This window comes from Microbacterium sp. (genome assembly GCF_044340635.1).
GTDB lineage: Bacteria > Actinomycetota > Actinomycetes > Actinomycetales > Microbacteriaceae > Microbacterium.
The window spans coordinates 195,548-221,191 of the sequence record NZ_JBIITF010000003.1; the positions used below are offsets into that span (position 1 = coordinate 195,548).

Below are 25,644 nucleotides of genomic sequence, written 5' to 3' on the forward strand. Positions count from 1 at the left end.
GCCCTTGCGCCCCACTTTGCGTCGGTAATCCGGTCCTACACCGAGCAAAAATGGGACACACCTATCGGAGCGACCCTCGCGACGCGCTCCATACCGAGCGAAAGTGGGACATCGTCGGTCAGGGCCAGAGCGCATCACCCTCGCGTGGCGAACAGCCCCCGCGTGCTGGCTCGAACAGCCCTTGACCTGGCGTTTGGTCAGGCGGTGCGGGCGGAACGGCGAGCGGCGAGCTCGTCGATCGTGTCGACCGTCTGCGGGCCGAACTCGACGAGCGTCGACTCCACCTCGCGCAGCACCTTGCCGACGGCGATGCCGAAAACACCCTGCCCGCGGCTGACCAGGTCGATGACCTCGTCGTTGGACGTGCAGAGATAGACGGATGCTCCATCGCTCATGAGCGTCGTGCCCGCGAGGTCGCGGATGCCGGCAGCACGAAGCTGATCGACCGCGGTGCGGATCTGCTGCAACGAGATCCCGGTGTCGAGAAGGCGCTTCACGAGCTTGAGCACCAGAATGTCGCGGAATCCGTAAAGTCGCTGCGATCCCGAGCCACTCGCGCCGCGAACGGTCGGTTCGACCAGTTCGGTGCGGGCCCAGTAGTCGAGCTGCCGGTACGTGATTCCCGCAGCACGAGCCGCGACGGCGCCCTTGTAACCCACCTCGTCGTCCATCGCCGGAAGCCCGTCGGTGAACAAGAGGTCCGAGTCGAAACGCTTCTCGTCGGCGAGTTCGCCAGCGTTCATCGCGTCCTCCTCGCCGGGTTCCGAGACGCAGGTTCGCGGCTCATCCCCCACGCTAGGACACCCGTCGTCACCGAGCAACGACATCCGCCGCGACACGCCGGGCGACCCGACGCGAACGTCGAGGCGGTCACGGAAGCAACCGCGTGAGCGCGGATCGTACGAAGATGGCGCGCACCTCATCGAGGCGTCTTGCGAGCTCGGGACCCACTTCGTTCGCCCGTGCACGCGAGGGCGCGTCCGTCCGGTGAGTGAGCGGGGCCAGAGCCTGCTCGATCAACGAGACGTCACGCTCGGCGCTCTGCCGAATGGTTCGCAGGTGGCGGGGCTCGATGCCGTGGCTGTCGAGCGAGACGATCGCTCGCAGCAACGAGACGCTCTGTTCGCCGAACGACTCGGCGGCCGGAAGGATGCCCGACGACACGGCCTCGTTGAAGAGCTGCGGTGTCGCGCCGGCAGCCCGCAGCAGTTCGTCCCGACGGTATCGACGCCCCTGCGGGTGGATCGTGGGCGGAGGCTGCTGCCCCGGGTGACTGGGGTCGCGTCCCGCATCGAGGTCGCTGAGATATTCGCGGATGACACCCAGGGGCAGGTAGTGGTCACGCTGGAGCTGGAGTGCCAGGCGAAGCCTGTCGACATCCGCGGGAGAGAACTTGCGGTAACCGGACTCGGTGCGCGTCGGCGTGACGATGCCCTGGACTTCCAGAAAGCGGAGCTTCGAGGTCGTGAGGGTGGGAAACTCCGGCGTGAGCCGCGCCAGCACCTGCCCGATGCTGAGCAGGCCCGCGGCGGCCGCGGAGTTCCGGGAAGGAACCGCGGGCATCAGCCGTCCGCCGGCAACGGCAGATCGACCGGGGAGATGAAGAAGGTCAGACGGAACTTTCCGATCCGCACCTCGGCACCATTGACGAGCAGGGCGCGATCGACACGCTCGCCGTCGACGTAGCTGCCGTTCAAAGAGCGCTGATCGACGAGTTCGAACCCTTCCGGGCGTCGCGTGATCTCGGCATGGCGGCGCGAGACGGTCACGTCATCGAAGAAGATGTCGGCCTCGGGGTGGCGACCCACGGTGGCGACTTCGGAATCGAGCAGGTAGCGCGCACCCGCCGTCGGTCCGGACCGGACGAGCAGCAGCGCCGCTCGCGCCGGGAGAGCTGAAATGGCGTCGAGTTCGGCTTGCGAGAGCTCGGAACCGAACGGAACGAACGAGAGGTCGGAATCGTGTCCGAACGTCTGGGTCGTATCGGGCGTGGAATGCGCCGGCTCGGCCTCGCGGCGCATGGCCGGGGGCGCTTGGTCTTGCTGTTCTGACACGCTGTCCTCCTCGCGGTCCAGACTAGCCGATCGGATCCACGCACGACGGGCCGCGCTTTTCTCCATGCCGTCCGGCCCGCGCCCCGGCCCGTGCCCCGGCTTGTGCCCAGCGACCCTCGTTAGTCTCGAAGTATGAAGTCTCAGCCTCGTCGACGCCCGCCCACCGTTCGACGTCCGGGCCTCGCCGTCTTGCTGGTTGCGCTGTGCGCGTTCTTCATCGCCGCGCCTTCCGCTGCCTTCGCTCATGACGAGCTGATCGGCAGCACCCCCGACGACGGCGAGATCATCGAGACGGGCCCGAGCGAGATCGACCTGCGCTTCAGCGCGAATCCCCTCGAGGGCGACGGCGCGACCGAGGTGCTCGTGATCGATCCGTCGGGCGCGGAAGTCCAGCAAGGCGATCCGATCCTCGATCGAAACGGCGTGATCCAGGAGTTGTCCGGCGCCGACGAACGCGGCACCTATACGGTCGTCTGGCGCATCGTGTCCAGCGACGGGCACCCCATCTCTGGTGAGCTGACGTTCTCGGTCGGCGAGACATCCGTACCCGCCGACATCCCGACGACGACTGACGCCGACGCTGGCGACGCGACGGGTGCTGGATCGGATGCCGGAGGCTTCGATCTGACGCCGATCTGGATCGTCATCGGCATCGTCGCGGTCGGCCTCGGCGGTGCTCTCGTGGCCATCCTGATGGCACGGGCACGGGGCCGCAACGGCGGAGTTTGAACGGCAACGGAACGGGTTTCGACCCCGGCGCGGCAGCCTCGCGCGGGGTCTAGGCTTGAAGGCATGCCTCACTACGACGTCGTCATTCTCGGTGCTGGCCCCGGCGGATATGTCGCGGCCGTGCGAAGCGCGCAGCTCGGTCTCTCGGTGGCCATCATCGAGCAGAAGTACTGGGGCGGTGTCTGCCTGAACGTCGGCTGCATCCCTTCGAAGGCTCTGCTGCGTAATGCCGATCTCGCCCACGTCTTCACCCACCAGGCCGAGCAGTTCGGCATCTCGGGCGACGTGAGCTTCGACTTCGGGACCGCCTGGGACCGCAGCCGCAAGGTGGCCGACACGCACGTCAAGGGCATCCACTACTTGATGAAGAAGAACAAGGTCATCGAATACGAGGGCCGCGGATCGTTCATCGACGCGAACACCATCGACGTGGCCAAGGCCGATGGGCAGACCGAGCGCCTGACGTTCGACAACGCGATCGTCTCGACGGGCGCCAAGGTGCGACTGCTGCCCGGTGTCGAGTTGAGCGAGAACGTCGTGACGTACGAAGAGCAGATCATGACGCGGGGACTGCCCCAGTCCATCGTGATCGTCGGTGCCGGCGCGATCGGCATGGAGTTCGCCTTCATCATGACGAACTTCGGCGTCAAGGTCACGATCATCGAGTTCCTCGACCGCGCTCTGCCGAATGAGGACGCGGATGTCTCGAAGGAGATCGCCCGTCAGTACAAGAAGTACGGTGTCGACATCCTGACCTCGACCAAGGTCGAATCGGTCACCGATCACGGTGACCACGTGACCGTCACCTACACGCCCAACAGCGGCGGCGAGACGCAGTCGATCGACACGGACAAGGTGATGATGTCGATCGGGTTCGCGGCGAACGTCGAGGGCTACGGGCTCGAGAACACCGGTGTGAAGCTGACCGACCGCGGTGCGATCGAGATCGACGACTTCATGCACACGAACGTCCCGCACATCTACGCGATCGGTGACGTGACGGCCAAGCTGCAGCTCGCGCACGTCGCCGAGGCACAGGGCGTGGTCGCCGCCGAGACGATCGGCAAGGCCGAGACCATGGCGCTCGGCGACTACCGCATGATGCCGCGCGCGACGTTCTGCTCGCCCCAGGTGGCCTCGTTCGGTCTGACCGAGCAGCAGGCACGCGACGCGGGCCACGACGTCAAGGTCGCCAAGTTCCCGTTCTCGGCGAACGGCAAGGCCAACGGACTGGGTGAGCCCATCGGATTCGTCAAGCTCATCGCCGACGCCGAACACCTCGAGCTTCTCGGTGGTCACCTGATCGGACCCGACGTGTCGGAGCTTCTGCCCGAGCTGACCTTGGCGCAGAAGTGGGACCTGACCGCTCTCGAGGCGGCACGAAACGTGCACACGCACCCGACCCTGTCGGAGGCCGTGCAAGAGGCGTTCCACGGCCTCGCCGGTCACATGATCAATATGTGAGAGATTCCGCTCCACAGACGGACGCCCACCCTCGCATCGCGAGGCGGGCGTCCGTCTTCACGTGAAGCGAGTCAGCGGCCGAGGGCGCGCTGCAGCTTCGAACCGGATACCGCGGGCACTCCCCCGACGGCGTCGACGGCAGCATCGACCGCCGCGAAGAAATCGGCGCGGCCTGTCTCATCCGCGGGTGCGGCGGGGCCGAGTTCGACCTCCCACTCGCGCCAGTTCGTCGCGACACCCGTCTGCAGGTCGGTGGCCTGGACGTGATCGTCCACGAACTCGCCGATCACCGCGCCCGAGGCATCCTGCAGCAGGATCGCCTGCCGTTCGTTCCGGACCCGGGCAATCGGTCGCAGTTCTTCTTCGCCGCACCATTCGGTCACCGACGAGCGAACATCGTCGGGCACCGCCGCCGCGAGCGGATCGGACGACAGCGCCTCACCGAGAGGCCATCCCCATTCGTGGCGGCCTTCGGGTGCGGTGGACTTGACGTGCCACCCCTCATCGGGGCCGCCCGTCCGTCGACGCAGAGCGACCGCGCGACGCGCCAGGGCAAGGCCCGCCGTGTCGAAGTAGATCGCGTCGAGCGACCGCAACTCGGGCTGTTGGACACCGACCACACCCGGAAGCGAGGCCAGACCCGGTAATCCGGTGGCCTCGCTTACGTCGTATTTGCGCTCGACCTCGATCGAACGCGTCGGTTCAGTCGTCACGCGCTCAATGCCTCACATGACTAGTCACTGTCGGGCCGGATCTCTTGCGTCTCTTCGACGTAGACGAACGTGGCCTGCGTGGGACCGTCGGAATCGCCGGTCTGCTCGAGCTCGCCCTGACGGCGGTAGACGATCTGGCCCTCGCTGTAGGGCAGAACGAGCGAGTCGTCGTCGGCATCCTCGAGGGGTACCACCTGGCCGTCGAGCGGCCCTCCGGAAAGTCGTGCAATAGACATAGTTCCTCCTTCTTCGACCCTACCCTCCGGGCACGACAGGACCCCGCGTCGCGCGGTGGGATCGCTTCAGATGGGACGCCTATGATCAGTCGCATGAAGGCCATTCGCACGTTCACGGTCCGACCCGTTCTCGCCGAAAGCATCGCGGCGCTCGACACCCTCGCCGCGAACTGGCGATGGTCATGGAGTCGCGCCACACACGCCCTGTTCGAGTCCATGGATCCCGCGGTCTGGGCGAAGGTCGGAGAGAACCCCGCCCGGATGCTCGGGGCGCTGGGACAGGAACGCCTGGACGCCCTCGCCCGCGACGACGCGTTCGTCGACCGGGTCACGGAAGAGGCCGATCGCCTCGAGGCCTACCTGACGCAGCCGCGCTGGTTCCAGCGGGTGCAGGGCCCGAAGCCCGAGCACATCGCGTATTTCTCCCCGGAGTTCGGGGTGGACGGGTCGCTCCCCCAGTATTCGGGTGGCCTCGGCATCCTGGCCGGCGATCACCTGAAGAGCTGCTCGGACCTGGGGGTTCCACTGACGGGCATCGGCCTGTTCTATCGCGCCGGCTACTTCCGCCAGTCGATCGGCGACGACGGCTGGCAGCGCGAGAGCTATCCCCTGCTCGACCCGCACGGCCTCGGTCTGACGCTGCTGCGCGATGCCGAAGGCACTCCGGTCGAGGTGTCGCTGGATGTCACCGCAGACCGCGTGCTGCACGCGCGTATCTGGATCGCCGACATCGGACGCGTCCCCCTCCTGCTGCTCGACTCCGAGACACCCTCGAACACGGAAGAGATGCGTCGGGTCACCGACCGCCTGTACGGCGGCGGCGGCGAGCACCGTCTGCTGCAAGAGGCGCTGCTGGGTATCGGCGGGGTCCGCGCGCTGCGTGCGTGGTGTCGCGTGACGGGCCGGCCCGAGGCCGACGTTTATCACACGAACGAGGGGCACGCGGGGCTGCAGGGCATCGAGCGGATGTCGGAGCTCGTCACCCACGAGGGCCTCACGTTCGACGAGGCCCTGGCGCAGGTGCGCGCCTCGACGGTGTTCACGACGCACACCCCGGTTCCCGCGGGGATCGACCGGTTCCCGAAAGATCTGATCGCCGATTACCTGGCCGCCGGTGTCGTCAGCGGCATCGACCCGCAGCGCGCGCTGGCGCTCGGGCTCGAGAGCTGGCCCGGCGGTGACCCGAGCGTCTTCAACATGGCGGTGCTCGGGCTGCACCTCGGACAGCACGCCAACGGCGTCTCCCTGCTGCACGGCGAGGTGAGCCGGGGCATGTTCGGACAGCTGTGGCCGGGTGTCGACACCGACGAGGTTCCCATCACGTCGATCACGAACGGCGTGCACCCGCCCACCTGGCTGCACCCGGCCCTCAAGGGCCTGAGCGAGCGGACCTTCGGCGACGCGCACGTCGAAACACATGACTGGACGGATGTCGCGCGCGTCTCGGATCGCGAGCTCTGGGACACGCGCTCGACGATGAAGGGCGAGCTGGTCGACGAGGCACGCAGCCGCACCGGCCTCGCCGGGGTCCTCGACCCCGAGGCGCTCACGATCGGGTTCGCACGACGCGTGCCGACCTACAAGCGCCTGACGCTCATGCTGCGGGACCCGGAGCGCCTCACGCGGATTCTGACCGACCCGGAGCATCCGGTTCAGATCATCGTCGCCGGCAAGTCGCACCCGGCGGACGACTCCGGCAAGCAGATGATCCAGGAGCTCGTGCGCTTCAGCCGTGACCCGAAGGTACGCGGGCGGATCGTCTTCCTACCCGACTACGACATCTCGCTCGCCAAGACGCTCTTCCCGGGCTGCGATGTCTGGCTCAACAATCCGATCCGGCCGCTCGAGGCATCCGGAACCTCCGGTATGAAGGCGGCGCTCAACGGAGCGCTCAACCTGTCGATCCTCGACGGATGGTGGGACGAGTGGTTCGACGGGCAGAACGGCTGGGCGATCCCGACCGCCGATACCGCCGGGTCGGACGACGAGAGAGACGATGCCGAGGCATCCGCTCTCTATGACCTCATCGAACATCAGCTGGTGCCGAAGTTCTTCGACCGCACGGACGGTGTGCCGAGCGAATGGCTCGGGATGGTGCGGCACACGATGAAGGTGCTCGGTCAGAAGGCGACGAGCGACCGGATGGTGCGGGAGTACGTCGCGCGCCTGTACACGCCCGCGTCGGAGCACGCCACCGAGCTGCGTGCCGACGATTTCGCCCTGGCGCGAGAGCTCGCGGCGTACACGGAACACGTGCGGGCAGCGTGGCCGTCGGTGCACATCGCGAGCGTGGACGGGTCGGGCATCGCCCAGCAGGCGGCCGCCGGCGATGTGCTCGAGGTGCGCGCCGCCGTCGCGCTCGACGGGCTGTCCGCCGCGGATGTCGCCGTGCAACTCGTATGCGGGACGACGGATGCCGAAGACGCCATCACGGGCGAGCGATCGATCGTGCCCCTCACGCCAGCCGGCGATGCGGTGGACGGGCTGACGACGTTCACGGGCACCGTGGCGCTTGCGGTGACGGGTCCGTTCGGGTACACGGTGCGTGTAGTGCCGACGCACCCGCAGCTCGTCTCGGATGTCGAGCTCGGCCTCGTCACGTACGCCTCGTAATCCGTGAGACCGTTCGTACTGCTCGCCACGCGGGCCGAGGACCTGCCCGCGGACGAGGAGTATGCCGCGATGCTGCGCGCCACCGGGCTCGACGAGCGCGGCCTGATCCGGGTGCGTCTCGAGGCCGAACCGATGCCGCCACTGGATCTCGACGCCCTCTCGGGCATCATCGTCGGCGGCGGACCGTTCAACGCCTCGGACGCACCCGAGGCGAAGTCGCCCGTGCAGCGGCGGGTCGAGGCGGAGTTCGCGGCCCTGCTCGACAGGGTCGTGCCCACCGACTTCCCGTTCTTCGGGGCCTGCTACGGTATCGGCACACTCGGTGCACACGAGGGGGCAGTGATCGACCGGACCTTCGGCGAAGCGATCAGCGTCGTGGAAGTCACGCTCACCGACGAGGGCGCGAGCGACCCGCTCTTCGCGGGACTGCCGACGGAGTTCGGCGCGTTCGTCGGACACAAGGAGGCAGCGTCGCGACTGCCCGCACACGCGGTGCACCTCGCATCCTCACCCGGCTGTCCCGTCCAGGCCTTCCGCGTCGGACGGAACGTCTACGCGACCCAGTTCCATCCCGAACTCGATGTCGACGGAATCACGACCCGCATCCACGCGTACGCCGGCCACGGGTACTTCGCCGCGGACGAACTCGAACTGACGCTCGCGGCGGTGCGCACGGCGCCGGTGTCGCATCCGGCGCGGATGCTCCGCACCTTCGTCGAGCTCTACGCGCGCGACTGACCGCCCGCGAACGGTCGCGACACGCCGTGTGGTGCACCCATTACGCGGCGTGTCGCGCCCGTTCGTGCGGAGTCAGCTCGCCAGAGCGACGGGGACGGATGTCTCGAGCTCCGGCCGGACGCGGGCGAGCGCCGGACCGAGGCCGAGGTCGACGAGACGGATTTCGCCCGCGACAGCCGGGCCGCGCCCCCGCACGAGCCCAGCCTTGAGAGCCCCGAAGGTCACGGTGACATCGGCAGGAAGCACGGCGTCGTCCGCCGAACCGTCGTCGGGGTGCAGCCCACTCGGCAGGTCGACAGCGACGACACGGGGCCGGTCGGAGGCTGCTGATCGGACGGCGGGGAGCAGGGCCTCGACGGCTGCGCGGGCGATGCCGCGCAGCGCCGGCGTGGCCGACGTTCCGATTCCGAGGATTCCGTCGACGATCACGCGATAGCCGGATGCGCCGGCCCGAACCTCGTCGAGACCGACACAGCGTGTGCCGGCACGGCGGGCGGCACCCAGCCCCTCGCTGTGCGCTCGGTCGGACGTCAGCAGCAGATCCACCCGGACGCCCGAGGCAGCGAGCACGGCCGCCGCGAACAGCGCGTCCCCGCCGTTGTTGCCCGAGCCGGCGAGCACGAGGACCGGGCCCGCCGGATCAACGGACACCTCGAGCAGACCGCGAACGCACGCAGCCGTGGCCGCGGCGGCGCGGGCCATGAGGGGCTCACCCGCCTCGAGCAGAGGCTGCTCCGCGGCACGGACCGCTATGGCCGAGTAGGCGGGTGTGAGGACTCCGATGTCACTCATTTCTTTCCCTTCGTTTCGGCGAGCGCCGCTTCGCGCTCTTCTTGCTCCGCCTCGCGGGCTCGATCCAGTTCGGTTTTGGCCACCCTCAGGGCGATCTCGGAGCGCTGGACACGACGCGCGGCGAAGGAGGGTGTGCCGTAGCGGGCGCGAACACGGTCTCGCTCCTCTTCGACGCCCGTCAGGATGTAGGCGGCCGAGATGAGTACGACCTGGCTCGACAGGTTGAACCAGAGCAGTAGGGCGATGAGCGCAGCGAACGAGGCGAGGAGCGGATTCGAGCGTGCACCCCCCACGAACAGGCCGGAGAGCTGCTGCAGCACGATGAGACCGAATCCCCCGATGAGCGCGCCGGTCCACAGTGTCCGGCCCGTTGCCTTGACCCCCGAGAGCACGCGGAACATGACGGCGATGACCAGCACATCGAGCACGAAGACCACGGCGGCCGACAACAGCCACGTTCCCCACGAGGAGAGTGGGTGGTCGGCCGGTACGCCGAACCATCCGCCGACGACATCGACCAGGGCGGTCCCGAAGAAGGTCACGCCCGCGGCCGCCACCAGTGCGACACCCACGCCCACAGCGACGCCGAGGTTCCGCAGCAGCGCCCAGACGATGAAGATGTCTTCGTTGGGCTGGTCGGCAAGCGAGCGCAGCGCCGAACGCACCTGCCCGACGGATCCGATCGCCGCACCCAGCAGACCGAGCGACGACAGCACACCGGTCAGGCTCAATCCGGCCGGCGCTTGAATGTCCGACGTTTCGATCAGCCCGTCCTCGCCGACGAGTCCGGGGATGACGGAGTTGACCGCGTCGATCAGCGCTTGCCAGGCCGCGGCGTTGCCCGAGAGCCACAGAGCCGCGATCGAGAACCCCAGCAGCACGGCAGCGAAGACCGCGAACAGCAGGCGATAGGTGATGCTGTCGGCGAGCATCGGTCCGCGGTGTTCCGAATAGAGAAGGAACGCGCGGACGGGCTTGCGCTGCAGCGCCCAGGTGATGATCCGGGCGATGAGTGGTCGTCGAGCCTGCGCAGACGCTTCGGTTTCGGCCATCTGGCCAGGCTAATCGCGCCGTGGCGACCGTGCAGCGTCTTGACAGGCGTGGCATCCGTGCTTGCTCCAGCGGCGATACGCGCTCGGCGCCATCAGAGTGCCGCGCGACGCGCCTAGGATGGACGCGGCGAGAGAGGTATATACGGTGCGCGGGATCTATCAGACGCTGGTACTCACGGGCGCGGTCACCGCGGCCCAGATGACCCAGGCCATGGCGCGGTTCGGCGACACCAGTGAGCTCGAGCGACATTTGGTCGACGAGGGCGTCGTGACGGAGTGGCAGCTCGCCGAGGCGGTCGCTGCGCACACCGGACACCGCGCCGTCGACATATCGGGAGCGGTGCTGGATCCCCAGACCATCGCGTTGGTTCCGGTTTCGCTGAGCCGTCGCTATCGCATCCTGCCCCTCGAGCGCGCCGGGAGCAGGCTGATTCTGGCGATGGTCGATCCGACCGACATCATCGCGATCGACGACGTGACGAGCGTGACCGACCTGCGCGTCGAGCCGGTCGTCGTCGCCGCCGACGCGCTGCGGCAGGCATTCGAGCGCTACCTGCGCTCCGACGAAGAGTTGAGCGACCTGTCGGAGCAGATCGGTGAGACGAACCAGCTGTCGGCGGTGTCGTTCACCGAGACGCTCGATGATCAGGACGTCGACGCGCCGGTCGTGCGATTCGTCAACCTGCTGATCGCCCAGGCCATCAACGATCGTGCGAGCGATATCCACGTCGAGCCGGGCGAGCACCAGCTGACGGTGCGTTTCCGCATCGACGGCGTGCTGCACGAGATGCAGCGGGCCGACCGCGGGATCCAGGACGGCATCATCTCGCGCCTGAAGATCATGTCGTCGATCGACATCGCCGAGCGCCGCCGCCCACAGGACGGTCGTCTGTCGGTGCACCACGAGGGTCGGCAGATCGACCTGCGCGTGGCGACGCTGCCGACCGTGTGGGGCGAGAAGATCGTCATGCGCATCCTCGACAACACCGGCCAGTCCATGGCCATGACCGATATGAACATGGCGGCGGGCAACCTCGCCCGGTTCGAGAAGGCGATCCATCGCCCGCACGGCATGGTGCTCGTGACCGGCCCGACCGGGTCGGGCAAGTCCACGACGCTCTACACGGCGCTGAACGACGTCGCCAACCCGCGCGTGAATGCGATCACGGTCGAGGATCCCGTGGAGTACCGGATCGCCGGCGTCAACCAGGTGCAGGTGAACAATCGCGCGGGCCTCACCTTCGCGGCGGCACTCCGCTCCATCCTGCGGAGCGACCCCGACATCGTGCTGGTGGGTGAGATCCGCGATCACGAGACCGCCGTCATCTCGATCGAGGCATCCCTCACCGGCCACCTCGTGCTCTCGACGCTGCACACCAACGATGCACCGAGCGCGCTCACGCGTCTGGTCGAGATCGGCTGCGAGCCGTTCCTCGTCGCGACCGCGCTCACGGCCGTCGTCGCCCAGCGCCTCGCGCGCCGACTGTGCACGAAGTGCCGCCTGCCCGTCACCGAGACGAGCGAGGTGCTCGCCTCACTGGGCTTCCCGCACGACCCCGCCGATCCGCCCCAGCTGTACCGGGCGAACGGATGCCCCGCATGCTCCGGAACCGGCTACCGCGGCCGGATCGCCCTGCACGAGGTGATGGTGCTGACCGAACAGCTCGAAGAGCTCGTCGTCGCCCGCGCGACCGGAACCGAGATGCGACAGGTCGCCCTCGCCGAGGGGATGACATCGCTGCGCGACGACGGCTGGAGCAAGGTCACGCAGGGCCTGACCACGATCGAGGAAGTCCTGCGCGTCTCGATCTGACGTGGTGCTGCCCTGACTGACGTGGGGCTGACGTGGTGCTGCCCTGATGCCGAGTTGCTTGACGAATCTGCTCTGATCCGTCGGGGGTGTTCGCTCCCGGCCGCGCCGTGCGGCGGCGACCGGGAGCGGTTCGGCTGCTCTGCGAAGGGGAGAGCGACACAGGCAGCCGAACTCTGTCTCAGCCGGACTGGCCGAGCTCGCCGTACAGCGAGAAGATCGGGAGGTAGAGCGAGATGACCATGCCGCCGATGAGCACGCCGATGCCGACGATCAGCACGGGCTCGATGGTCGCCGTGAGCTGGTCGGTGGCCGTCTGGACCTCGTCCTCGTAGAAGTCGGCGATGCTCGCGAGCATTTCGGCGAGCGTTCCGGACTCCTCGCCGACGGACACCATCTGGGCGACCATCGGCGGGAATACCCCGGACTTGGCGAGCGGGACGGCGAACGAACGGCCCTGCTTGATGGAGTCCTGGATGTCGTGGACGGCGCTCTCGATCACGTAGTTGTTCGAGGCCTGCCCGACGATCGAGAGGGCCTGAACGAGGGGCACGCCCGACTGCAGCATCATCGACAGGTTGCGCGAGAACCGCGAGACGGCGATCTTGGTCGCGAGCGGACCGAACACCGGCATCTTGAGCTTGAGCGGATCGACCACCTTGCGCACGCGCTCCGTCGTCCGGTTGCGCGTCCACCAGATCCAGCCCGCGATCACCACGACCGCCAGCAGCGGCAGCAGCCACATCATGTTCTCGGAGACCGTGACGAGCACCTGTGTCGGTAGCGGCAGCGCCGATCCGATTCCCTCGAACATGCCCTTGAAGATCGGGACGATGAACGTGATCATGACGAGCACGCCGACGATCGCGATCACCAGCACCACGATCGGATAGGTCGTCGCGGTGCGGATCTTGTTCTGCAACTCCGCCTCGTTGCTGTACGTCTCGGCGATCGACGTGAGAGCCTGACCGAGGAATCCACCCGTCTCGCCCACGCGCACGATGCTGACCATCAAGGGCGGGAACACGTCCGGATGCTTCCCGAGCGCGGTCGACAGCGAGGAACCGGATTCGACGTCGGCGTGCACCGAGCCGAGGGCGCCCTGCAGCTGCTTGCCCTCGGTCTGCTCGATCAGGATCGCGAGCGTGCGCATGAGCGGCAGACCCGCGTTGATCAGGCCCGCCATCTGCTTCGACATCACCGCGAGCTCGGCCACCTTGACCCGCTTGCGCATGCCGGGAAGGGCGACGTCCCGGTTCAGTCCCGTCTTCGAGACCGGGACCACCGAGACCGGGGTCAGGCCCTGGACGCGCAGCTTCGAGGCGACCGCGTTCTCACTCGATGCCTCGATCGTGCCCTTGACGATCGCTCCGCCGGTGCCGTCGACCGCGCGGTAGTTGTACTCCTGCAAGACGGGCATGTCAGTTCCCCCAGCCGGAGAGCTGGCGCTCTCCGGCGTGCGTCATCCATGCCTCGGCATCGAGATCGCGCGGACGCACGCGGATGCCGTCGAGGGTCCGTTCGTCGACCGCGTAGGTGCGGGCGATTTTCTCGGAGATCGTGCCGTTCTCGACGAGGCGCTTGAGATCCTGGTCGAAGGTGTGCATCCCGAGCGCGGCGCCCGCCTGCATCGCCGAATAGATCTGGGCGATCTGGTTCTCGCGGATCATGTTCGCCACGGCCGGGGTGTTGACGAGCACCTCGGTCGCGATCGTGCGGCCCTCGCTCTGCGCGAGGGGAAGGAGCGACTGGCTGATGATGCCCTGGAGCGTGTCGCCGAGCTGCGTGCGCACCTGGTCCTGCTGGTGTGCCGGGAAGACGTCGACGATGCGGTTGATGCTCTTCGCCGCGCTCTGGGTGTGCAGGGTCGACAGCACGAGGTGGCCGGTTTCGGCGGCCGACAGGGCTGTCGAGACCGACACCGCGTCACGCAGCTCGCCGATCAGAATCACGTCGGGGTCCTGGCGCAGCACGCGTCGGAGCGCCTCGGAGAACGACGCTGTGTCGGAACCGATCTCGCGCTGGTGGATGAGGGCCGTGCGGCTCGTGTGCTGGAACTCGATCGGATCCTCGATCGTGATGACGTGGGCCGGCAGCGTGCTGTTGATGATGTCGACCATCGCGGTGAGTGTCGTGGACTTGCCCGAGCCCGTGGGGCCCGTCACGAGCACGAGACCGCGGGGCTTGAGGGCGAGGTCCCGCGCGATGGCCGGCGCGCCGAGCTTCTCGAGCGTTGAGACGGTCGTGGAGATGAACCGCAAGGCCACCGCGACCGCCCCGACCTGTCGGAAGACGTTGACGCGAAAGCGACCGAGGTTCGCCGAGGCGTACGACAGGTCGACCTCGCCGTGCGTGGCGAAGTCTTCGGCCTGCGCGGCCGACATGATCGAGAGCACGGCGCGCTCGACCCACTCGGCCGACAACGGGTCGGCGTAGCCCGGGATCGGCGCGAGGTCACCGTCGACGCGCATGAGGGCAGGTCGTCCCGCCGTCAGGTGGACATCGGACGCGCGCGCCGCTGCCGCGGCGGCCAGGACGGCGTCAAGTGCGGAGGTGTCGGACATGGAGGCCTCAGTTCTCGGTGCGGGCGAACGCGAGTGCGTTGACCGTCAGGTCGTATGAATCGGCTCCGGAGGTGAGAGCCGAGTGGACGATGCCGATCAGGCGGTTGCCCTCCCCCAGCGCGTCGATGAACCGCTCCGCCTGCGCAGGGCTCGGGGCCGTGACGGTGACCGTGAACGCGACCTGGATCTGCGGATCGGCTACCGTCGCGGCATCCGTCGTCGTGGAGTCGGCTGTTGTGGGGTCGGTTGTCATGGTGTCGGTCCCCTCCGCCGGCGGGGTTCCTTCTGTCGTCGCGTCCGGCGTGACGGGAGCGGCCTCGGCGGCCGGGGCCCCGTCGGTCGACAGGACCGCGTCGGGAGTCAGCGCTGCGCGCGGCGCCCACGCGGACGTCTCGCCGACGGTGACGGTCTGGATGCTCACACCGGCCGTGTCTGCGGCCGCTGCGACGACCTCGAAGACGTCATCGAGCAGGGGTTCGGCCGGGATTTCTCGACGCAGCTCGGCGACGGTGTCCTCGATCTCATCCATATCCGCCTCGCGCTCACGCAGCGACGCGATCTGCGCCTCGTATCCGGCGTTGGTCTGGGCCACGAGGTTCGCATCGGTCGCGGTCGTGGACGACTGTGTGTACAACGGCAGCGCGAGCAGCAGTACACCGGCGGTCACGACTGCGAGCACGACGATCGCGCCGATCAGGTTCAGGAACTGCTTCGGGATGTTCATCCGAGCGCCTCCTCGGCGTATGCGCCCGTGTAGAGCGTCTGATCGAATGTCGTCCGCAAGCGGTAGATGTAGGAACGCGCGTCGCTGTCGCCGACCTGCTCGGTCGTCATCTCGAGCGGGTCGACCTGCGCGACCCCGGCGACATCACGCAGTGCCCGCACCGCGGGTGCGACATCGATCGCCGTCGGGCTGCGCAGTTCGAGCGTTCCCGCGAGGGCGAGCTCGGCCGCACCAGCGGCGGTCGCGGTCCCCGCGTTCTCTCCCGCGGATTCGCCTCCCGCGGGAGCTTCCGCAGCCACAACCGGCATCGTCGGCGCGGCGCCCACCGTGAGATCGAAGCCCGTCACGACCACCCCGGCAGGAAGGGCCTCCTCCAGCGAAGCGAACAGTTCGGACCACTTGAGGTCGGATGCCATCGCGTCCGCGCGGAACGTCTCGAGCTCGGCGCTCATCCCGATCGCACGGCTCACCTCGGAGAGCGCCGCGAGATCGGTGAGGAGTCCGGCCGTTCGTGCTTGCTCCCCCGCTAGGCGCTGGTCGGCATTCCACTTGAGCCAGAACGCACCCCCCGCGAGCAGCGCGACCACGAGCAGCGCGCCGAGCAGGCCGATGCCCCACCGGACCGCGAGCGCAGCGCGCTCGCGCCGCTCGGTCTCGGCCCGCGGCATGAGGTTGACCCGCGGGATCCCCGCGGTGGCCGGCGTCAGTGTCGCGCGTTTCATCGCGTCACCTCGCCGAGGGTGAGCCCGATCGTCGAGACCAGGTTGAGGTCGAGGTCGGTGGACGGTTCGCCCGCGACGGTCGTCGGCAGGATCCCGTATGCCGTGACGGCCTGCGGTGGCACGTCCAGAACACGCGCCAGTTCGCCCCGCATGCCCTTGGCCGCAACTCCCGCGCCGCTCACGCAGACCGTGGTAACGCGGGCGGCCCCGGGGCGATTGCCGTAGAAGGAGAGGGTACTGCGCAGGCGCGCGGCGAAGTCGCCGACGGAGGGCGTCGACTCGGCCTGTGTTCGGAGCAGCGAACGCCCCCCTACCGGTCCCGCACTCGGTGCCGTCGTCCCCGGCGCTGTCCCTGCACCAGTCAGAACGAGTTCCGGCGCGGGCGCGGGCAGGAGGGATGCGGCGTCGGCACGAGCGCGAACGGCGGCCGTCGGGATGTCGATCGGGATGATCCGCACGAAGCGCGGTATGCCGTCGACCGAGACGACGACATAACTGGTGTGGTCACCGATGTGCACCATCGCTGTTGCCTCGCCGGGGCGTCCGAGACGCTGGGAGACGCGCGCGAGACCGAAGGGGACGAGATCGACGATGTCCACCGCCAGCTTCGCCTTGGCAAGCGTCGCGATGAGGGTCTCGATGGTCTCGGCTACGGCGGCGACGAGCAAACCATGCACCTGACCGTCTGCTTCGGCGAACGGATAGAAGTCCAGAACCGCCTCCGACACGGGGACCGGCAGCAGATCCTGTACCTGGAACGGCAGCGACTGGCGCAGGAGTTCGGGCTTCATGGCCTGCGTCGAGTATTCGCGGACGAGGACGCGTCGACTGCCGATGCCGAGCACGACGCGCTTGCCGCTGATGCCCGCGCGGCTCCAGAGCTGCCGGATGGCGACAGCCACCGCATCCGGATCGAGCACTTCCGAATCGCGCGCGGCACCGGGCGGCAGCGGTACTTCGCCCGCGGCGAGGAGGGTGGGCGTCCGTCCGACGCTCACCTCGACAGCGCGCACGCTCTGCTCGGTGATCTCGAGTCCCACGATGGTCTTGGTCATCGTCGGTCCTCCCTTTCCGTTTCGATCCGCCCGGGACGGGCTGTGTGGGCGCTCATGCGCCGATGAAGAGTTGCAGGTACCAACGGGCGATGGGCTCGCCCGCGACGACTCCGATCCACGCGCCGACGAGCATCCACGGCCCGAAGGGGATCGCGGTGCGGCGTCCGGCGCGACGGGCCAGCAGCAGGGCGACGCCGAACACACCGCCGAGCAGGAAGGCCGCGAAGGCGCCGACCACGACGCTGCCCCAGCCGAGCCATCCCAGATAAATACCGAGGAGGCCCGCGAGCTTCACGTCGCCTCCGCCCATGCCGTCGGGACGGATCGCGCGGAGGATGGCGTAGAAAGCGAACAGCACAGCCATGGCGATGACCGCCCGCAGCAGCGCCGACCAGTCGGCGCCCAAAGCGCATGCCACTGCCAGCAGGACGAGCGACACGACGTAGCTCGGCAGCACGATCGCGTTCGGCAGGCGCCGCGTGTCGAGGTCGATGAGGGCGAGCGCGACACTGATCGCCGCGAAGTAGAGGTAGGCGATCGCGATGACGACGGCCGCGGATGCTGCTCCGGCCGAGGTCGCCATCGCCGGTGCGGCGAAGTACCACGCCACGCCCGCGAAGACCGCCGCGGTGAGTAGTTCGACGAGCGGATAGCGCGGCGAGATGGGGGCGCGGCACGACGCGCATCGTCCGCGGAGGCCCAGCCACGAGAGCACCGGGACGTTCTGCCAGGGCCGCACGGGCGCCTCGCAGTTCGGGCACCGGCTCTCGCGGGTGAGCGGGATACCGGCGGGCACACGGTAGACGACGACGTTGAGGAACGAGCCGATGACGAGACCCAGGACGGCTGCGAACGCGACGATCAGGCCGAGCGCGGCGGGTGTGAGCGCGGCGATCATGGCACGTCCCGCTGACTGACGAGCAGGCCGAGGGCCTCGAGCGTCTCGACGCCCACCGAGGTGTCGCTCTCGGGCATGCCGGGCAGGTCGATGGACTTACCGTAGAAGGACAGACCCCCGCCGTAATCGAATGTTCCGCCGTAGAACGCGCCGTGCCACAGATCGTTGCCCATACCGGCGACGTCGATGATGCACGGGGTGTAGGCCATGGCTGCGATGCCCGCCTCGATGACGGTGCCGTTGATGAGGATGTCGCGGCCGCGCACGCACGAGGGCACCCCGTCGTTGACGGTGTCTTCCACGACGAACCAGAGATCCGGTGCGGCCCCCGATGCGGGCCGGAAGGTCAACCTGGTCAGGTCGAAGTCGTTCGCGAGTAGAACAAGATCCGTCTTCAGGGCGACGTCGGGGTGCGAGCCGTTGTTCGAGCTCAGCTCCGCGCAAGCCCGCGCGTCAAGGATGGTCGGGGTAGTGCGCGTCGCGAGGCTCGTCCAGCCGGTTCCGGGGCTGGCGTTGAAGTACCCGCAGGTTCCTTCCGCGGAACTTCCCCGCACATCGGCCAGGGTGATGACGTCGTAACCCGTCCAGTCTGAAGCCCGGTAGCGGTAGTCGAACCAGGGCGCGAAGGTCGGCGCTGCCGCGGGCGCGGAAACCGTCTCCGGCGTGTTGATGGTGCCCGCGACGGAGCCGCTCTCCCGCGCGAACTGAGCACCCGCGGGCATGGTCAGCGATCCCAGCAGACGCTGGCTGCCCAGCATCACCGCGCCCGCCGTCGTCACATCTCCGCCCACGGTCTTCGCGTTCCAGCCGAAATCGAGCGTGCCGCCGGCCAGGATGTCGCCACCGACCGTGCCCTGGATGTTGTTGGTGCCCGTGCCTGCCAGAGAAAGCGTTCCCCGGACCGTGTCGGTGCCGTTGGACATGTCGATGCGGCCGCCCGCGACGACGGAGCCCTGCACGTCGCATCCGCCCTTGGTGAGGAAGTTTCCGCTCAGGACGATGTTCGCGGGGATGACGGACTGGCAGGTGAAGTCGCCCGTGGGGATGACGATCGAGAGCAGCTCGTCGTCGAGGGTGTGCGCGAGCACCTCGTCGGTGAAGGTGGTCTTGCCGAAGAACACCATGTCTCCGTCGCCCCCGATGTTCTGGGTGCTGTATTCATAGACCGCGGCGAGGGTGATCTCTCGGCCGCTCGCGCCCCTCCCGGTCGAGGCGAAGGTGACCCGCGCGCCGTCGCACGTCGAGGTGGCGACGTAGACGGGCGCCACGGTGCTCCTCGCCGTCGCGCCGCACACGGCGCTGGAGCGCCGGGCCTGCGCGACGATCTGCGCGAGTCCGGCGTCCGCGGCGGCCCGTGCCTGAGCCGAGTCACGACCGCCCACGAGCGAGTTCGTCGTATTCGTGACGATGGCAGCGGCGGTCAGCCCTGCGATGCCGAGGACGAGCATGACGACGAGGGCGACGACGAGCACGGCACCGTCGTCGTTGCGCCGCTGGTCAGCCGAACCGTCACGACGGAAAGGAGTGATCACCAACATGCGATCACCGGCGCCTCGGCTCGCGCTTGCGCGGCGACACCCGCCGTGACGGGCACCGAGGCAGCTCCTGCGGTGACCGCGACACCGATCGTGACGAGGCGACCGTCGTTCGTGAAAGGGACATCGCCCTCGAGCGTTCCGCTCACACCGCGCGCGAGCACGGTCCAGGTCGTGGCGTCGGTGCCGATCGGTGCGGCCGATGTGCGGTAGCGCAGCTCGTCTCCGACGAGGGCCCACGCGCGGCACTCCCACCCCGTGGATCCGGTGGCGACGACGGCCCGCAGCAGGTTGCCGGTGGCGAGCACCTCGGCGGCATTGCGGATCGAGGCGTGCAGCGATTCGGTCACGACCTGCGCAGCGCCCGTGGCCGTGTCGCGATCGCGGGTCGCCGACTCGGAGCGGAGTCCCGAGGCGAAAAGGGAGGCCACGGCTCCGAGCAAGAGCGCGGTGATCAACACCGCGATGATGAGTTCGATGAGCGTCATTCCCGCCTCCTCCTCCCCCCGCACGCGGCGCGAGTGCGCCGTGCGGTCAGTCATTCGTTTCGTCATGGTGCCGAGACAACGATCTCGGTCGGCATGCGGACGAGGACTTTCGAGGGAGACGCTGCCTCGAACACCGTGACGGTGACCATCACGGTGTCGGGCAGGGCGACGGGGCACGGTTCCACGGCGATGGTCGCCGCCAGGCCGCTGCCGGACGGATCCGGAACAGCGGTGGCACCCATCGCCGCGACGGCCGTGCAGGTCGTCGTCAGCGCGTCATGCGGAAAGGCGGCGCGGATCGGTGCGAGTTGCGCGTTCGCGTACGACGTCGCCGCGACGAGCGTGCGGTTGGTCGTGCTCGATTGCGTCGCACCGGTCAGCAGCGGCAGCAGCGCGAGCGCGAGGACCGCGATGAAGAACATCGCGATCACGAGCTCGACGAGGCTGAAGCCGGCTTCTTCCTGAATCCCACGAGGCATGTCTCTCCCACATCCTCAGAACTAACTACGTGGGTACGGAGCGTCAGCGACGCCCCGCACCCACGTAGTATCCGCTAGGGCGTAGGCGCCGCTACGGTGCCATATTCGTCACCGCTGCAGCCGGGACCCGACTTGGCGAAGTTGGCGGCCGTGCGTGCTTCCACACAGAAATTCTCGAGATTCGTTCCCGCAACAGTCACCGACGTCACATCGCCGGTCTCAAGGTTGACGAGCGGAGACTGCGCGCTAGGTGCGGTGTCGTCTGTGGCGTACTTTGCGGCCACCTGAGACGCGCCATTGGCTGCAACGCTCTTGAGTGAGCTCTCCTTGGCGTCATCCTGGATGCTTATGAAGATCGGAATCGCGATCGCGGCGAGGATGCCGAGGATCACGACGACGATGATGAGCTCGATGAGCGAGAAGCCCTTCTCGCCGCTCTCTTCGCGTCGCTCCTGCTCGGCCTGGATGTAGTTCTTGATCGTTGCTCGCATTTCTTTCTCTCTCCCCTTGCAGTGGTTGTGTGGGGCCGGTCGAGGCGGACAAGCCCTCCGTCAGGTCCTTGTCCGCCTCGGCCTTATTTGGCGAATGCACTTAATGCATCCATCCCCCGGCAAGAATCATGAGGGACTTCTCATCTTTCTGTCAAGGCCGATATATCCCCTGCACCGCAATTCCCCCTCAAGACACGCTCAGGATTTGCGCAACCGCTGACCAGTAACTCCCGAACTGGACCGTCATGGGGAAATTAACCCCAGTTCACGCTGCCTAACTACGCACCCACCACCGATGTGGAGAGCTTTTCCAAACATGCCGGGGTAAGCATGGTCGGTGCCCCGAAATTCTCATCTGCCCGAAACGGGCCGGAAACATGAGAGGGTCCTCATCGTCAAGATGAGAGCGCCCTCATGTAATCAAAAGGAAACGCCCCCGGGTGTCGACGTATCGACAACCCGGGGGCGGCCATTCGGTCGCATTCGAACAAGGGGGGTGGGGGGATGTCCGGGCGACCGAATTCTTCTCAACCCATCGCGCGCAGCACGAGGGGCACGGCAATCGTGATGACGGCCGCCACCGCGACGGCGATGATCATGACGACCCCCGCCCGACGGGTGAACTTCTGCGGGAAGGCCCTCACGCGGCCTCCGCCCCGATGACCAGGCCGAGCGTGCTGACGAGATCGCGGCCCGCGTCCCCCTCCGGCAACTGAACGGCTTCGCTCGTGATCACATCGGCGGCAGAGACCAGCACGATCTCCGCGTCGAGCGCGGCGTCCAGCGCGTCGAAGACGCCATCTGAGGCTGCTCCGGCGCCGCTGAGCAGCACGCGCTCTACAGCCAGCTCATCCCCTCGCCCCGCGTGGAACGAGAGGGTGCTCCGCACGCGGGCCGCAAGATCCGCTGCAGCGAGCGGAATCGGGGGGTGCGAGTGGCTGTCCGAGCCCGCGCCCAGACGGACCCGTGGGCCGGCGGGGACGGTTTCGAAGATCTCGGCGATCGCCGCGTCGACGTCCGCGGTGGTGTTCGCCGTGACATCCATCGTGACGTCGTGGCCGAAGGTGGCCGCGGTCGGAATATCGATGGGCAGGATGCGCACGAACAGCGGGACCGCGTCACGCACGATCACGACGTAGCTCGTGTGGTCGCCGACGTGCACCATCGCGACGGTCTCGCCCGGGGCCGCGAAGGCGCCCGCGGCGCGGGCGAGTCCGAACGGCGCGAAATCGACGGCATCCGCGCGCAGCTTCGCCTTCTCCAGAGTCGCGAGCAGCGTCTCTACCGTTTCGGAGACGGCCGCGACGAGCAGGCCGCTGATCTGACCGTCCACCTCGGCGATGGGCAGGAAGTCGAGCACGGCCTGATCGGCCGGAACGGGCAGCAGATCCTGCACCTGGAAGGGCAGCGACTGCCGGAGCAGATCCGGGCGCATCGCCTGCGTCGTGAACTCGCGGACGAGCACACGCCGGCTGCCGATGCCGAGCACGACCCGGCGACTGCGGAACCCGGCACGGGTCCAGAGCTGCCGCAGCGCCAGGGCCACGGCATCCTGATCCAGAACCTCGGAGTCCTTCGCGGCGCCCGCCGGCAGCGCGACCTCGCCGCTCGCGACGAGCACGGGGCGGCGCCCCGCGGTCACCTCGACCGCGCGCACGCTTTCTTCGGTGATCTCCAGCCCCACAATTGTCTTGCCCATGATCGCTATCCCCCAGTTCGCTTTCTGTGTCCCGGTGATCCCCCACCACCGTCGCGCCGTGTGACGCCGTGCTCACCCGCTAACGGATGTCTCGCTGTGAAACCAGCTCGCCGAGCACCGGCTCCCCGCCGGCGACGCCGGGCAGCGAGATCGGGTCGCTCGAGAACGTGACGAGCCCGCCGTATGAGAACTGGCCCGCGTACACGCTCCCGTTCCACGCGTCGCGCCCACCGATACCGTGCACGTCGACCGCGCAGGGCGTGTAGGCCAGCGCGGTGATGCCCGAGGCCATCGAGGTGCCGTTGATGTTGATCGTGCCCCCGCGCTTCCCGCACGTCGGCTGCGAGTCCTTCGTGGTGTCTTCGACGACGACGTGCACCTTCGGTTGCGCGCCCGGCGCTGCGGTCATGGTGAGCATCGTCAGATCGAAGCTCTTGGCCAGCATCACCAGGTCGGTCCTCAGCGCCACGACCGGCTGCGTGCCGCTGTTGGAGCTGAGGGTCGAACAGGCACGCGCATCGAGCACGGTCGGCGTGGTGAGCGATGCGAGGCTCGTCCACCCCGTCGCCGGGTGCGCATTGAACGAGTCGCATGTCCCGGGACCCGCTCCGGATGCGGTCAGCGTGATGATCGAGTACCCGGGCCAGTCCGACGACTTGTATGCGTAATCGAACCAAGCATCGAACGACGGTGCCGCCGGGGCTGCCACCGAGGCGGGGCGCGAGATCGTGCCGCTGACAACACCCTGGTCCTGCACGAACTTCTTGCCGGCCGGGAACGTGAGCGCCTTCGCCAACCGCTGACTGCCGAGCTTGACGTCGCCCGCCGCCTGTACATCGCCGCCGATGATCTTCTGCTCCCAGCCGAACTCCAGCGATCCGCCGACTGTGAGTTTCCCGCCGACCGAACCCCGCACGAGGCTGGTGCCGGTCCCCGCGGCGGACAGGTTGCCGCGGACGGTATCACTGCCGTTCGTCATGTCGATCGTGCCGCCCGCCGTGACCGAGCCCGCGACGTCGCACGAGCCCTTGGAGGCGAACGCACCCTGCACCCGAATGGATGCCGCGATCGGCACCTGGCAGGTGAAATCGCCCTTCGCGATATTGATGGTCAAAGGCTTGGCGGCCGCGACCGTCTTCACCTCCCACGTGAAGGTTGCGCTGTTGAAGAACGTGAGATCGGCGCCCATGCCGACATCCTTCGCTGGTGTGTAGGCGTAGACCGCTTGCGTCCGTGTCGTCCCGCCATCCGTGCCCCGGCCGGTCGAGGTGATCGTGACCTGGTTCGAGGCACACGCGCTCGTTGCCGTGTACGAGGGGTTCGAGCTCGTGAGCGAGAGCGCACAGAAATCGCCCGTGCCGCGCGCCTGAGCGAGAGCCGCGGTGATGCCCGCATCCGCTGCGGCCTTCGCCTGCACGCTGCCACGGGTCTGCACGACCGAACCGGTGGTGTTGGTCACGATCGCGGCGGCCGTCAGCCCCATCAGGCTCAATACGATCATGACGATCAGCACCGAGACGATCGCGGACCCGGTGTCATCGCCGGCGCGCTTGTTGTCTTCGCCGGTCCGGCGAAGCTGGTTCACCAGCATTGCTTCACCGTCCCGCTCTGCTTGGCCTGCGCGAGGACGTGGCCGGCCGCGGGCACGGTCGTCGCGCCCGCCTTCACCGCGAGCGACACGTTCAGCGTGCGGCCGGCGATCGAGAATGGAGAACCGTTCTTCGCTCCCGAGACACCGCTCACGAGGGTCGCCCACCCCGAGCCGGATGCGTCGGGCAGCGCGATCGCCGATTCCGAAGAGCGGTACAAAAGACGGTCGCCCTGCAGCGCCCATGCCTCGCAGGACCATCCGCTCGCGCCGGTCGCGACGACGGCGCGGACGACGTCGCCGTCGACGCGCATCTCGCTGGCATTGCGGATGCTCGACTGCAGCGAGCTCATGACGACCTGCGCTCCTCCGGTGGCGGTGTCACGGTCGCGTGTCTGCGCCTCAGCGCTCAGGCTGGAGGCGAAAAGCGTAGCGAGAAGACTGAGGACGACGGCCGAGATCGCGCCGTAGATGATGAGTTCGACGAGAGTCATACCGGCGTCGTCGGCGCCGCGATCGGTCGTGCTGTGGGGCGTCATGCTTTACCCACCAGGATCTTGGTGGAGACGGTCGAAAGCGGAGTGCCCGGCGCAGACATGTCGGCAACGGAGACCGTGACGGTCACCGTTCCCGGATATCGCGCCGGGCACCCGCCCGGAAAGGTGATCGTCGACGTGAGGCCGGTCTCGGCGTCAGCTTCCCCGGTGACAGCTCGCACCGATCCGCACGACGTCGCCGTCGTGGAATCGGGGAACTGCGCCCGCAGCGCCGCGACGGTGGAGCTGGCCAAGGCATTCGCCTTCGCCATCTCCCGGTTACTCACGCTCGACTGCGTGGCGGTGATCATCAGCGGAAGAACCGCCAACGAGATCACCATTAGCAGCAACATCGCGATGACGACCTCGACGAGACCCAGTCCCGCGTCAGTCTTGGTCGGTCCCCACCGGCCATCTCGCATCATCCCCATGTGCGCTCACCCTCCCCAGTGCGAGCTTGCATTTCCCCAGCCGCCCGGCTTTCACCAGGCGTCCTGTTCCAACCCACGCGAACGCGCGGATCGGTCTTATTCCGCTGCGGTGCGCGAGAGCGTGTGCACGTCGTCATGGTTCCCCACCGTGACGACGATCACACCGCGTTGGCCCCAGCCGACGGTGCGATAGATGAATACACGCATGCCCGTGTCCCCCAGTGAATTTCTTG

26 protein-coding genes are annotated in these 25,644 nt (G+C 67.8%); 5 read left to right on the forward strand and 21 right to left on the reverse strand.

All coding sequences use genetic code 11. The features are described from left to right. Window positions 1-197: 197 nt before the first annotated feature. From ACIQ0W_RS04225 to ACIQ0W_RS04235, 3 genes are all read right to left on the reverse strand, one after another. Window positions 198-743: a MerR family transcriptional regulator gene (locus ACIQ0W_RS04225; RefSeq protein WP_036296483.1), complete on the reverse strand. Its 546-nt coding sequence runs from the start codon at window positions 741-743 to the stop codon at window positions 198-200. Between the two features lie 127 nt (window positions 744-870). Further along, complete coding sequence (locus ACIQ0W_RS04230) at window positions 871-1,563, reverse strand: MerR family transcriptional regulator (RefSeq protein ID WP_396641561.1); 693 nt, start codon at window positions 1,561-1,563, stop codon at window positions 871-873. Continuing rightward, a complete protein-coding gene (locus ACIQ0W_RS04235; protein ID WP_036296485.1) occupies window positions 1,563-2,021 on the reverse strand; it encodes an FHA domain-containing protein in 459 nt (152 codons plus the stop codon). Before ACIQ0W_RS04235 ends, ACIQ0W_RS04230 begins: the two co-directional genes overlap by 1 nt. A 165-nt stretch (window positions 2,022-2,186) precedes the next feature. Between ACIQ0W_RS04235 and ACIQ0W_RS04240 the strand changes: the two genes are divergently transcribed. Continuing rightward, the gene (locus ACIQ0W_RS04240; RefSeq protein WP_396641562.1) at window positions 2,187-2,783 is read left to right on the forward strand and encodes a copper resistance protein CopC; all 597 of its coding nucleotides are present in this window, start codon (window positions 2,187-2,189) and stop codon (window positions 2,781-2,783) included. A gap of 63 nt (window positions 2,784-2,846) precedes the next feature. After that, window positions 2,847-4,247, forward strand: a complete 1,401-nt coding sequence (gene lpdA, locus ACIQ0W_RS04245) for a dihydrolipoyl dehydrogenase (protein WP_396641563.1) — start codon at window positions 2,847-2,849, stop codon at window positions 4,245-4,247. A gap of 71 nt (window positions 4,248-4,318) precedes the next feature. On the opposite strand, the gene ACIQ0W_RS04250 is transcribed toward lpdA, so the two are convergent. Continuing rightward, the gene (locus tag ACIQ0W_RS04250) at window positions 4,319-4,960 is read right to left on the reverse strand and encodes a CYTH domain-containing protein (protein WP_396641564.1); all 642 of its coding nucleotides are present in this window, start codon (window positions 4,958-4,960) and stop codon (window positions 4,319-4,321) included. Window positions 4,961-4,980: 20 nt separating this feature from the next. Further along, window positions 4,981-5,196 carry a response regulator gene (locus ACIQ0W_RS04255; protein WP_396641565.1) on the reverse strand — a complete coding sequence of 72 codons (216 nt, stop codon included), beginning with the start codon at window positions 5,194-5,196 and terminating at the stop codon, window positions 4,981-4,983. 93 nt (window positions 5,197-5,289) lie between these two features. Between ACIQ0W_RS04255 and glgP the strand changes: the two genes are divergently transcribed. Continuing rightward, entirely contained in the window at window positions 5,290-7,809 is a 2,520-nt protein-coding gene (glgP, locus tag ACIQ0W_RS04260) for an alpha-glucan family phosphorylase (RefSeq protein ID WP_396641566.1), read from the forward strand. A 3-nt stretch (window positions 7,810-7,812) separates the two neighbouring features. Continuing rightward, on the forward strand, window positions 7,813-8,547 hold the full coding sequence (locus ACIQ0W_RS04265; protein WP_396641567.1) for a glutamine amidotransferase: 735 nt from the start codon (window positions 7,813-7,815) through the stop codon (window positions 8,545-8,547). 72 nt (window positions 8,548-8,619) lie between these two features. Here the strand turns inward: ACIQ0W_RS04265 and ACIQ0W_RS04270 are convergent, their stop codons facing one another. Further along, window positions 8,620-9,339: an NAD(P)H-hydrate epimerase gene (locus ACIQ0W_RS04270; protein WP_396641568.1), complete on the reverse strand. Its 720-nt coding sequence runs from the start codon at window positions 9,337-9,339 to the stop codon at window positions 8,620-8,622. Next, complete coding sequence (locus tag ACIQ0W_RS04275; protein ID WP_396641569.1) at window positions 9,336-10,391, reverse strand: YihY/virulence factor BrkB family protein; 1,056 nt, start codon at window positions 10,389-10,391, stop codon at window positions 9,336-9,338. Before ACIQ0W_RS04275 ends, ACIQ0W_RS04270 begins: the two co-directional genes overlap by 4 nt. A gap of 118 nt (window positions 10,392-10,509) precedes the next feature. Here ACIQ0W_RS04275 and ACIQ0W_RS04280 point away from each other — a divergent pair, with 118 nt between their 5' ends. Next, complete coding sequence (locus ACIQ0W_RS04280) at window positions 10,510-12,204, forward strand: GspE/PulE family protein (RefSeq protein WP_396641570.1); 1,695 nt, start codon at window positions 10,510-10,512, stop codon at window positions 12,202-12,204. A gap of 178 nt (window positions 12,205-12,382) precedes the next feature. Here ACIQ0W_RS04280 and ACIQ0W_RS04285 read toward each other — a convergent pair whose 3' ends face one another. The 14 genes from ACIQ0W_RS04285 to ACIQ0W_RS04350 all read right to left on the reverse strand — a co-directional run bounded on the left by ACIQ0W_RS04285 (window position 12,383) and on the right by ACIQ0W_RS04350 (window position 25,411). Next, window positions 12,383-13,621 carry a type II secretion system F family protein gene (locus ACIQ0W_RS04285; protein ID WP_396641571.1) on the reverse strand — a complete coding sequence of 413 codons (1,239 nt, stop codon included), beginning with the start codon at window positions 13,619-13,621 and terminating at the stop codon, window positions 12,383-12,385. Window position 13,622: 1 nt separating this feature from the next. Further along, the gene (locus tag ACIQ0W_RS04290; RefSeq protein ID WP_396641572.1) at window positions 13,623-14,765 is read right to left on the reverse strand and encodes a type IV pilus twitching motility protein PilT; all 1,143 of its coding nucleotides are present in this window, start codon (window positions 14,763-14,765) and stop codon (window positions 13,623-13,625) included. A 7-nt stretch (window positions 14,766-14,772) separates the two neighbouring features. Continuing rightward, on the reverse strand, window positions 14,773-15,489 hold the full coding sequence (locus ACIQ0W_RS04295; RefSeq protein ID WP_396641573.1) for a hypothetical protein: 717 nt from the start codon (window positions 15,487-15,489) through the stop codon (window positions 14,773-14,775). Next, on the reverse strand, window positions 15,486-16,211 hold the full coding sequence (locus ACIQ0W_RS04300) for a hypothetical protein (protein WP_396641574.1): 726 nt from the start codon (window positions 16,209-16,211) through the stop codon (window positions 15,486-15,488). The genes ACIQ0W_RS04295 and ACIQ0W_RS04300 overlap by 4 nt, the downstream gene beginning before the upstream one ends. Next, window positions 16,208-17,266 (reverse strand): type IV pilus biogenesis protein PilM, encoded by a 1,059-nt coding sequence (gene pilM, locus ACIQ0W_RS04305; protein ID WP_396641575.1) that lies wholly within the window; start codon window positions 17,264-17,266, stop codon window positions 16,208-16,210. Before pilM (ACIQ0W_RS04305) ends, ACIQ0W_RS04300 begins: the two co-directional genes overlap by 4 nt. Before the next feature lie 52 nt (window positions 17,267-17,318). Next, on the reverse strand, window positions 17,319-18,164 hold the full coding sequence (locus tag ACIQ0W_RS04310; RefSeq protein WP_396641576.1) for a prepilin peptidase: 846 nt from the start codon (window positions 18,162-18,164) through the stop codon (window positions 17,319-17,321). Further along, window positions 18,161-19,696, reverse strand: a complete 1,536-nt coding sequence (locus ACIQ0W_RS04315; RefSeq protein WP_396641577.1) for a hypothetical protein — start codon at window positions 19,694-19,696, stop codon at window positions 18,161-18,163. Before ACIQ0W_RS04315 ends, ACIQ0W_RS04310 begins: the two co-directional genes overlap by 4 nt. Beyond that, window positions 19,693-20,187, reverse strand: coding sequence for a type II secretion system protein J (locus tag ACIQ0W_RS04320; protein ID WP_396641578.1), 495 nt, complete (start codon window positions 20,185-20,187; stop codon window positions 19,693-19,695). The genes ACIQ0W_RS04315 and ACIQ0W_RS04320 overlap by 4 nt, the downstream gene beginning before the upstream one ends. Before the next feature lie 62 nt (window positions 20,188-20,249). Then, complete coding sequence (locus ACIQ0W_RS04325; RefSeq protein WP_396641579.1) at window positions 20,250-20,666, reverse strand: hypothetical protein; 417 nt, start codon at window positions 20,664-20,666, stop codon at window positions 20,250-20,252. A gap of 74 nt (window positions 20,667-20,740) precedes the next feature. Continuing rightward, a complete protein-coding gene (locus ACIQ0W_RS04330; protein ID WP_396641580.1) occupies window positions 20,741-21,157 on the reverse strand; it encodes a type II secretion system protein in 417 nt (138 codons plus the stop codon). Window positions 21,158-21,797: 640 nt separating this feature from the next. Further along, the gene (gene pilM / locus ACIQ0W_RS04335) at window positions 21,798-22,856 is read right to left on the reverse strand and encodes a type IV pilus biogenesis protein PilM (RefSeq protein WP_396641581.1); all 1,059 of its coding nucleotides are present in this window, start codon (window positions 22,854-22,856) and stop codon (window positions 21,798-21,800) included. Window positions 22,857-22,935: 79 nt separating this feature from the next. After that, window positions 22,936-24,447 (reverse strand): hypothetical protein, encoded by a 1,512-nt coding sequence (locus ACIQ0W_RS04340; RefSeq protein ID WP_396641582.1) that lies wholly within the window; start codon window positions 24,445-24,447, stop codon window positions 22,936-22,938. Continuing rightward, window positions 24,438-24,983: a PilW family protein gene (locus ACIQ0W_RS04345; RefSeq protein WP_396641583.1), complete on the reverse strand. Its 546-nt coding sequence runs from the start codon at window positions 24,981-24,983 to the stop codon at window positions 24,438-24,440. The genes ACIQ0W_RS04340 and ACIQ0W_RS04345 overlap by 10 nt, the downstream gene beginning before the upstream one ends. Beyond that, window positions 24,980-25,411: a hypothetical protein gene (locus ACIQ0W_RS04350; protein WP_396641584.1), complete on the reverse strand. Its 432-nt coding sequence runs from the start codon at window positions 25,409-25,411 to the stop codon at window positions 24,980-24,982. Before ACIQ0W_RS04350 ends, ACIQ0W_RS04345 begins: the two co-directional genes overlap by 4 nt. Between the last annotated feature and the right edge of the window lie 233 nt (window positions 25,412-25,644).

Bases quoted from the DNA above. Each gene is read 5' to 3' on its own strand.
- ACIQ0W_RS04225 (WP_036296483.1), bottom strand. From the start codon at position 743: ATGAACGCTGGCGAACTCGCCGACGAGAAGCGTTTCGACTCGGACCTC.
- ACIQ0W_RS04230 (WP_396641561.1), bottom strand. From the start codon at position 1,563: ATGCCCGCGGTTCCTTCCCGGAACTCCGCGGCCGCCGCGGGCCTGCTC.
- ACIQ0W_RS04235 (WP_036296485.1), bottom strand. From the start codon at position 2,021: ATGCGCCGCGAGGCCGAGCCGGCGCATTCCACGCCCGATACGACCCAG.
- ACIQ0W_RS04240 (WP_396641562.1), top strand. From the start codon at position 2,187: ATGAAGTCTCAGCCTCGTCGACGCCCGCCCACCGTTCGACGTCCGGGC.
- lpdA (WP_396641563.1), top strand. From the start codon at position 2,847: ATGCCTCACTACGACGTCGTCATTCTCGGTGCTGGCCCCGGCGGATAT.
- ACIQ0W_RS04255 (WP_396641565.1), bottom strand. From the start codon at position 5,196: ATGTCTATTGCACGACTTTCCGGAGGGCCGCTCGACGGCCAGGTGGTA.
- glgP (WP_396641566.1), top strand. From the start codon at position 5,290: ATGAAGGCCATTCGCACGTTCACGGTCCGACCCGTTCTCGCCGAAAGC.
- ACIQ0W_RS04270 (WP_396641568.1), bottom strand. From the start codon at position 9,339: ATGAGTGACATCGGAGTCCTCACACCCGCCTACTCGGCCATAGCGGTC.
- ACIQ0W_RS04275 (WP_396641569.1), bottom strand. From the start codon at position 10,391: ATGGCCGAAACCGAAGCGTCTGCGCAGGCTCGACGACCACTCATCGCC.
- ACIQ0W_RS04280 (WP_396641570.1), top strand. From the start codon at position 10,510: ATGGACGCGGCGAGAGAGGTATATACGGTGCGCGGGATCTATCAGACG.
- ACIQ0W_RS04285 (WP_396641571.1), bottom strand. From the start codon at position 13,621: ATGCCCGTCTTGCAGGAGTACAACTACCGCGCGGTCGACGGCACCGGC.
- ACIQ0W_RS04290 (WP_396641572.1), bottom strand. From the start codon at position 14,765: ATGTCCGACACCTCCGCACTTGACGCCGTCCTGGCCGCCGCGGCAGCG.
- ACIQ0W_RS04295 (WP_396641573.1), bottom strand. From the start codon at position 15,489: ATGAACATCCCGAAGCAGTTCCTGAACCTGATCGGCGCGATCGTCGTG.
- ACIQ0W_RS04300 (WP_396641574.1), bottom strand. From the start codon at position 16,211: ATGAAACGCGCGACACTGACGCCGGCCACCGCGGGGATCCCGCGGGTC.
- pilM (WP_396641575.1), bottom strand. From the start codon at position 17,266: ATGACCAAGACCATCGTGGGACTCGAGATCACCGAGCAGAGCGTGCGC.
- ACIQ0W_RS04310 (WP_396641576.1), bottom strand. From the start codon at position 18,164: ATGATCGCCGCGCTCACACCCGCCGCGCTCGGCCTGATCGTCGCGTTC.
- ACIQ0W_RS04320 (WP_396641578.1), bottom strand. From the start codon at position 20,187: ATGACGCTCATCGAACTCATCATCGCGGTGTTGATCACCGCGCTCTTG.
- ACIQ0W_RS04325 (WP_396641579.1), bottom strand. From the start codon at position 20,666: ATGCCTCGTGGGATTCAGGAAGAAGCCGGCTTCAGCCTCGTCGAGCTC.
- ACIQ0W_RS04330 (WP_396641580.1), bottom strand. From the start codon at position 21,157: ATGCGAGCAACGATCAAGAACTACATCCAGGCCGAGCAGGAGCGACGC.
- pilM (WP_396641581.1), bottom strand. From the start codon at position 22,856: ATGGGCAAGACAATTGTGGGGCTGGAGATCACCGAAGAAAGCGTGCGC.
- ACIQ0W_RS04340 (WP_396641582.1), bottom strand. From the start codon at position 24,447: ATGCTGGTGAACCAGCTTCGCCGGACCGGCGAAGACAACAAGCGCGCC.
- ACIQ0W_RS04345 (WP_396641583.1), bottom strand. From the start codon at position 24,983: ATGACGCCCCACAGCACGACCGATCGCGGCGCCGACGACGCCGGTATG.
- ACIQ0W_RS04350 (WP_396641584.1), bottom strand. From the start codon at position 25,411: ATGGGGATGATGCGAGATGGCCGGTGGGGACCGACCAAGACTGACGCG.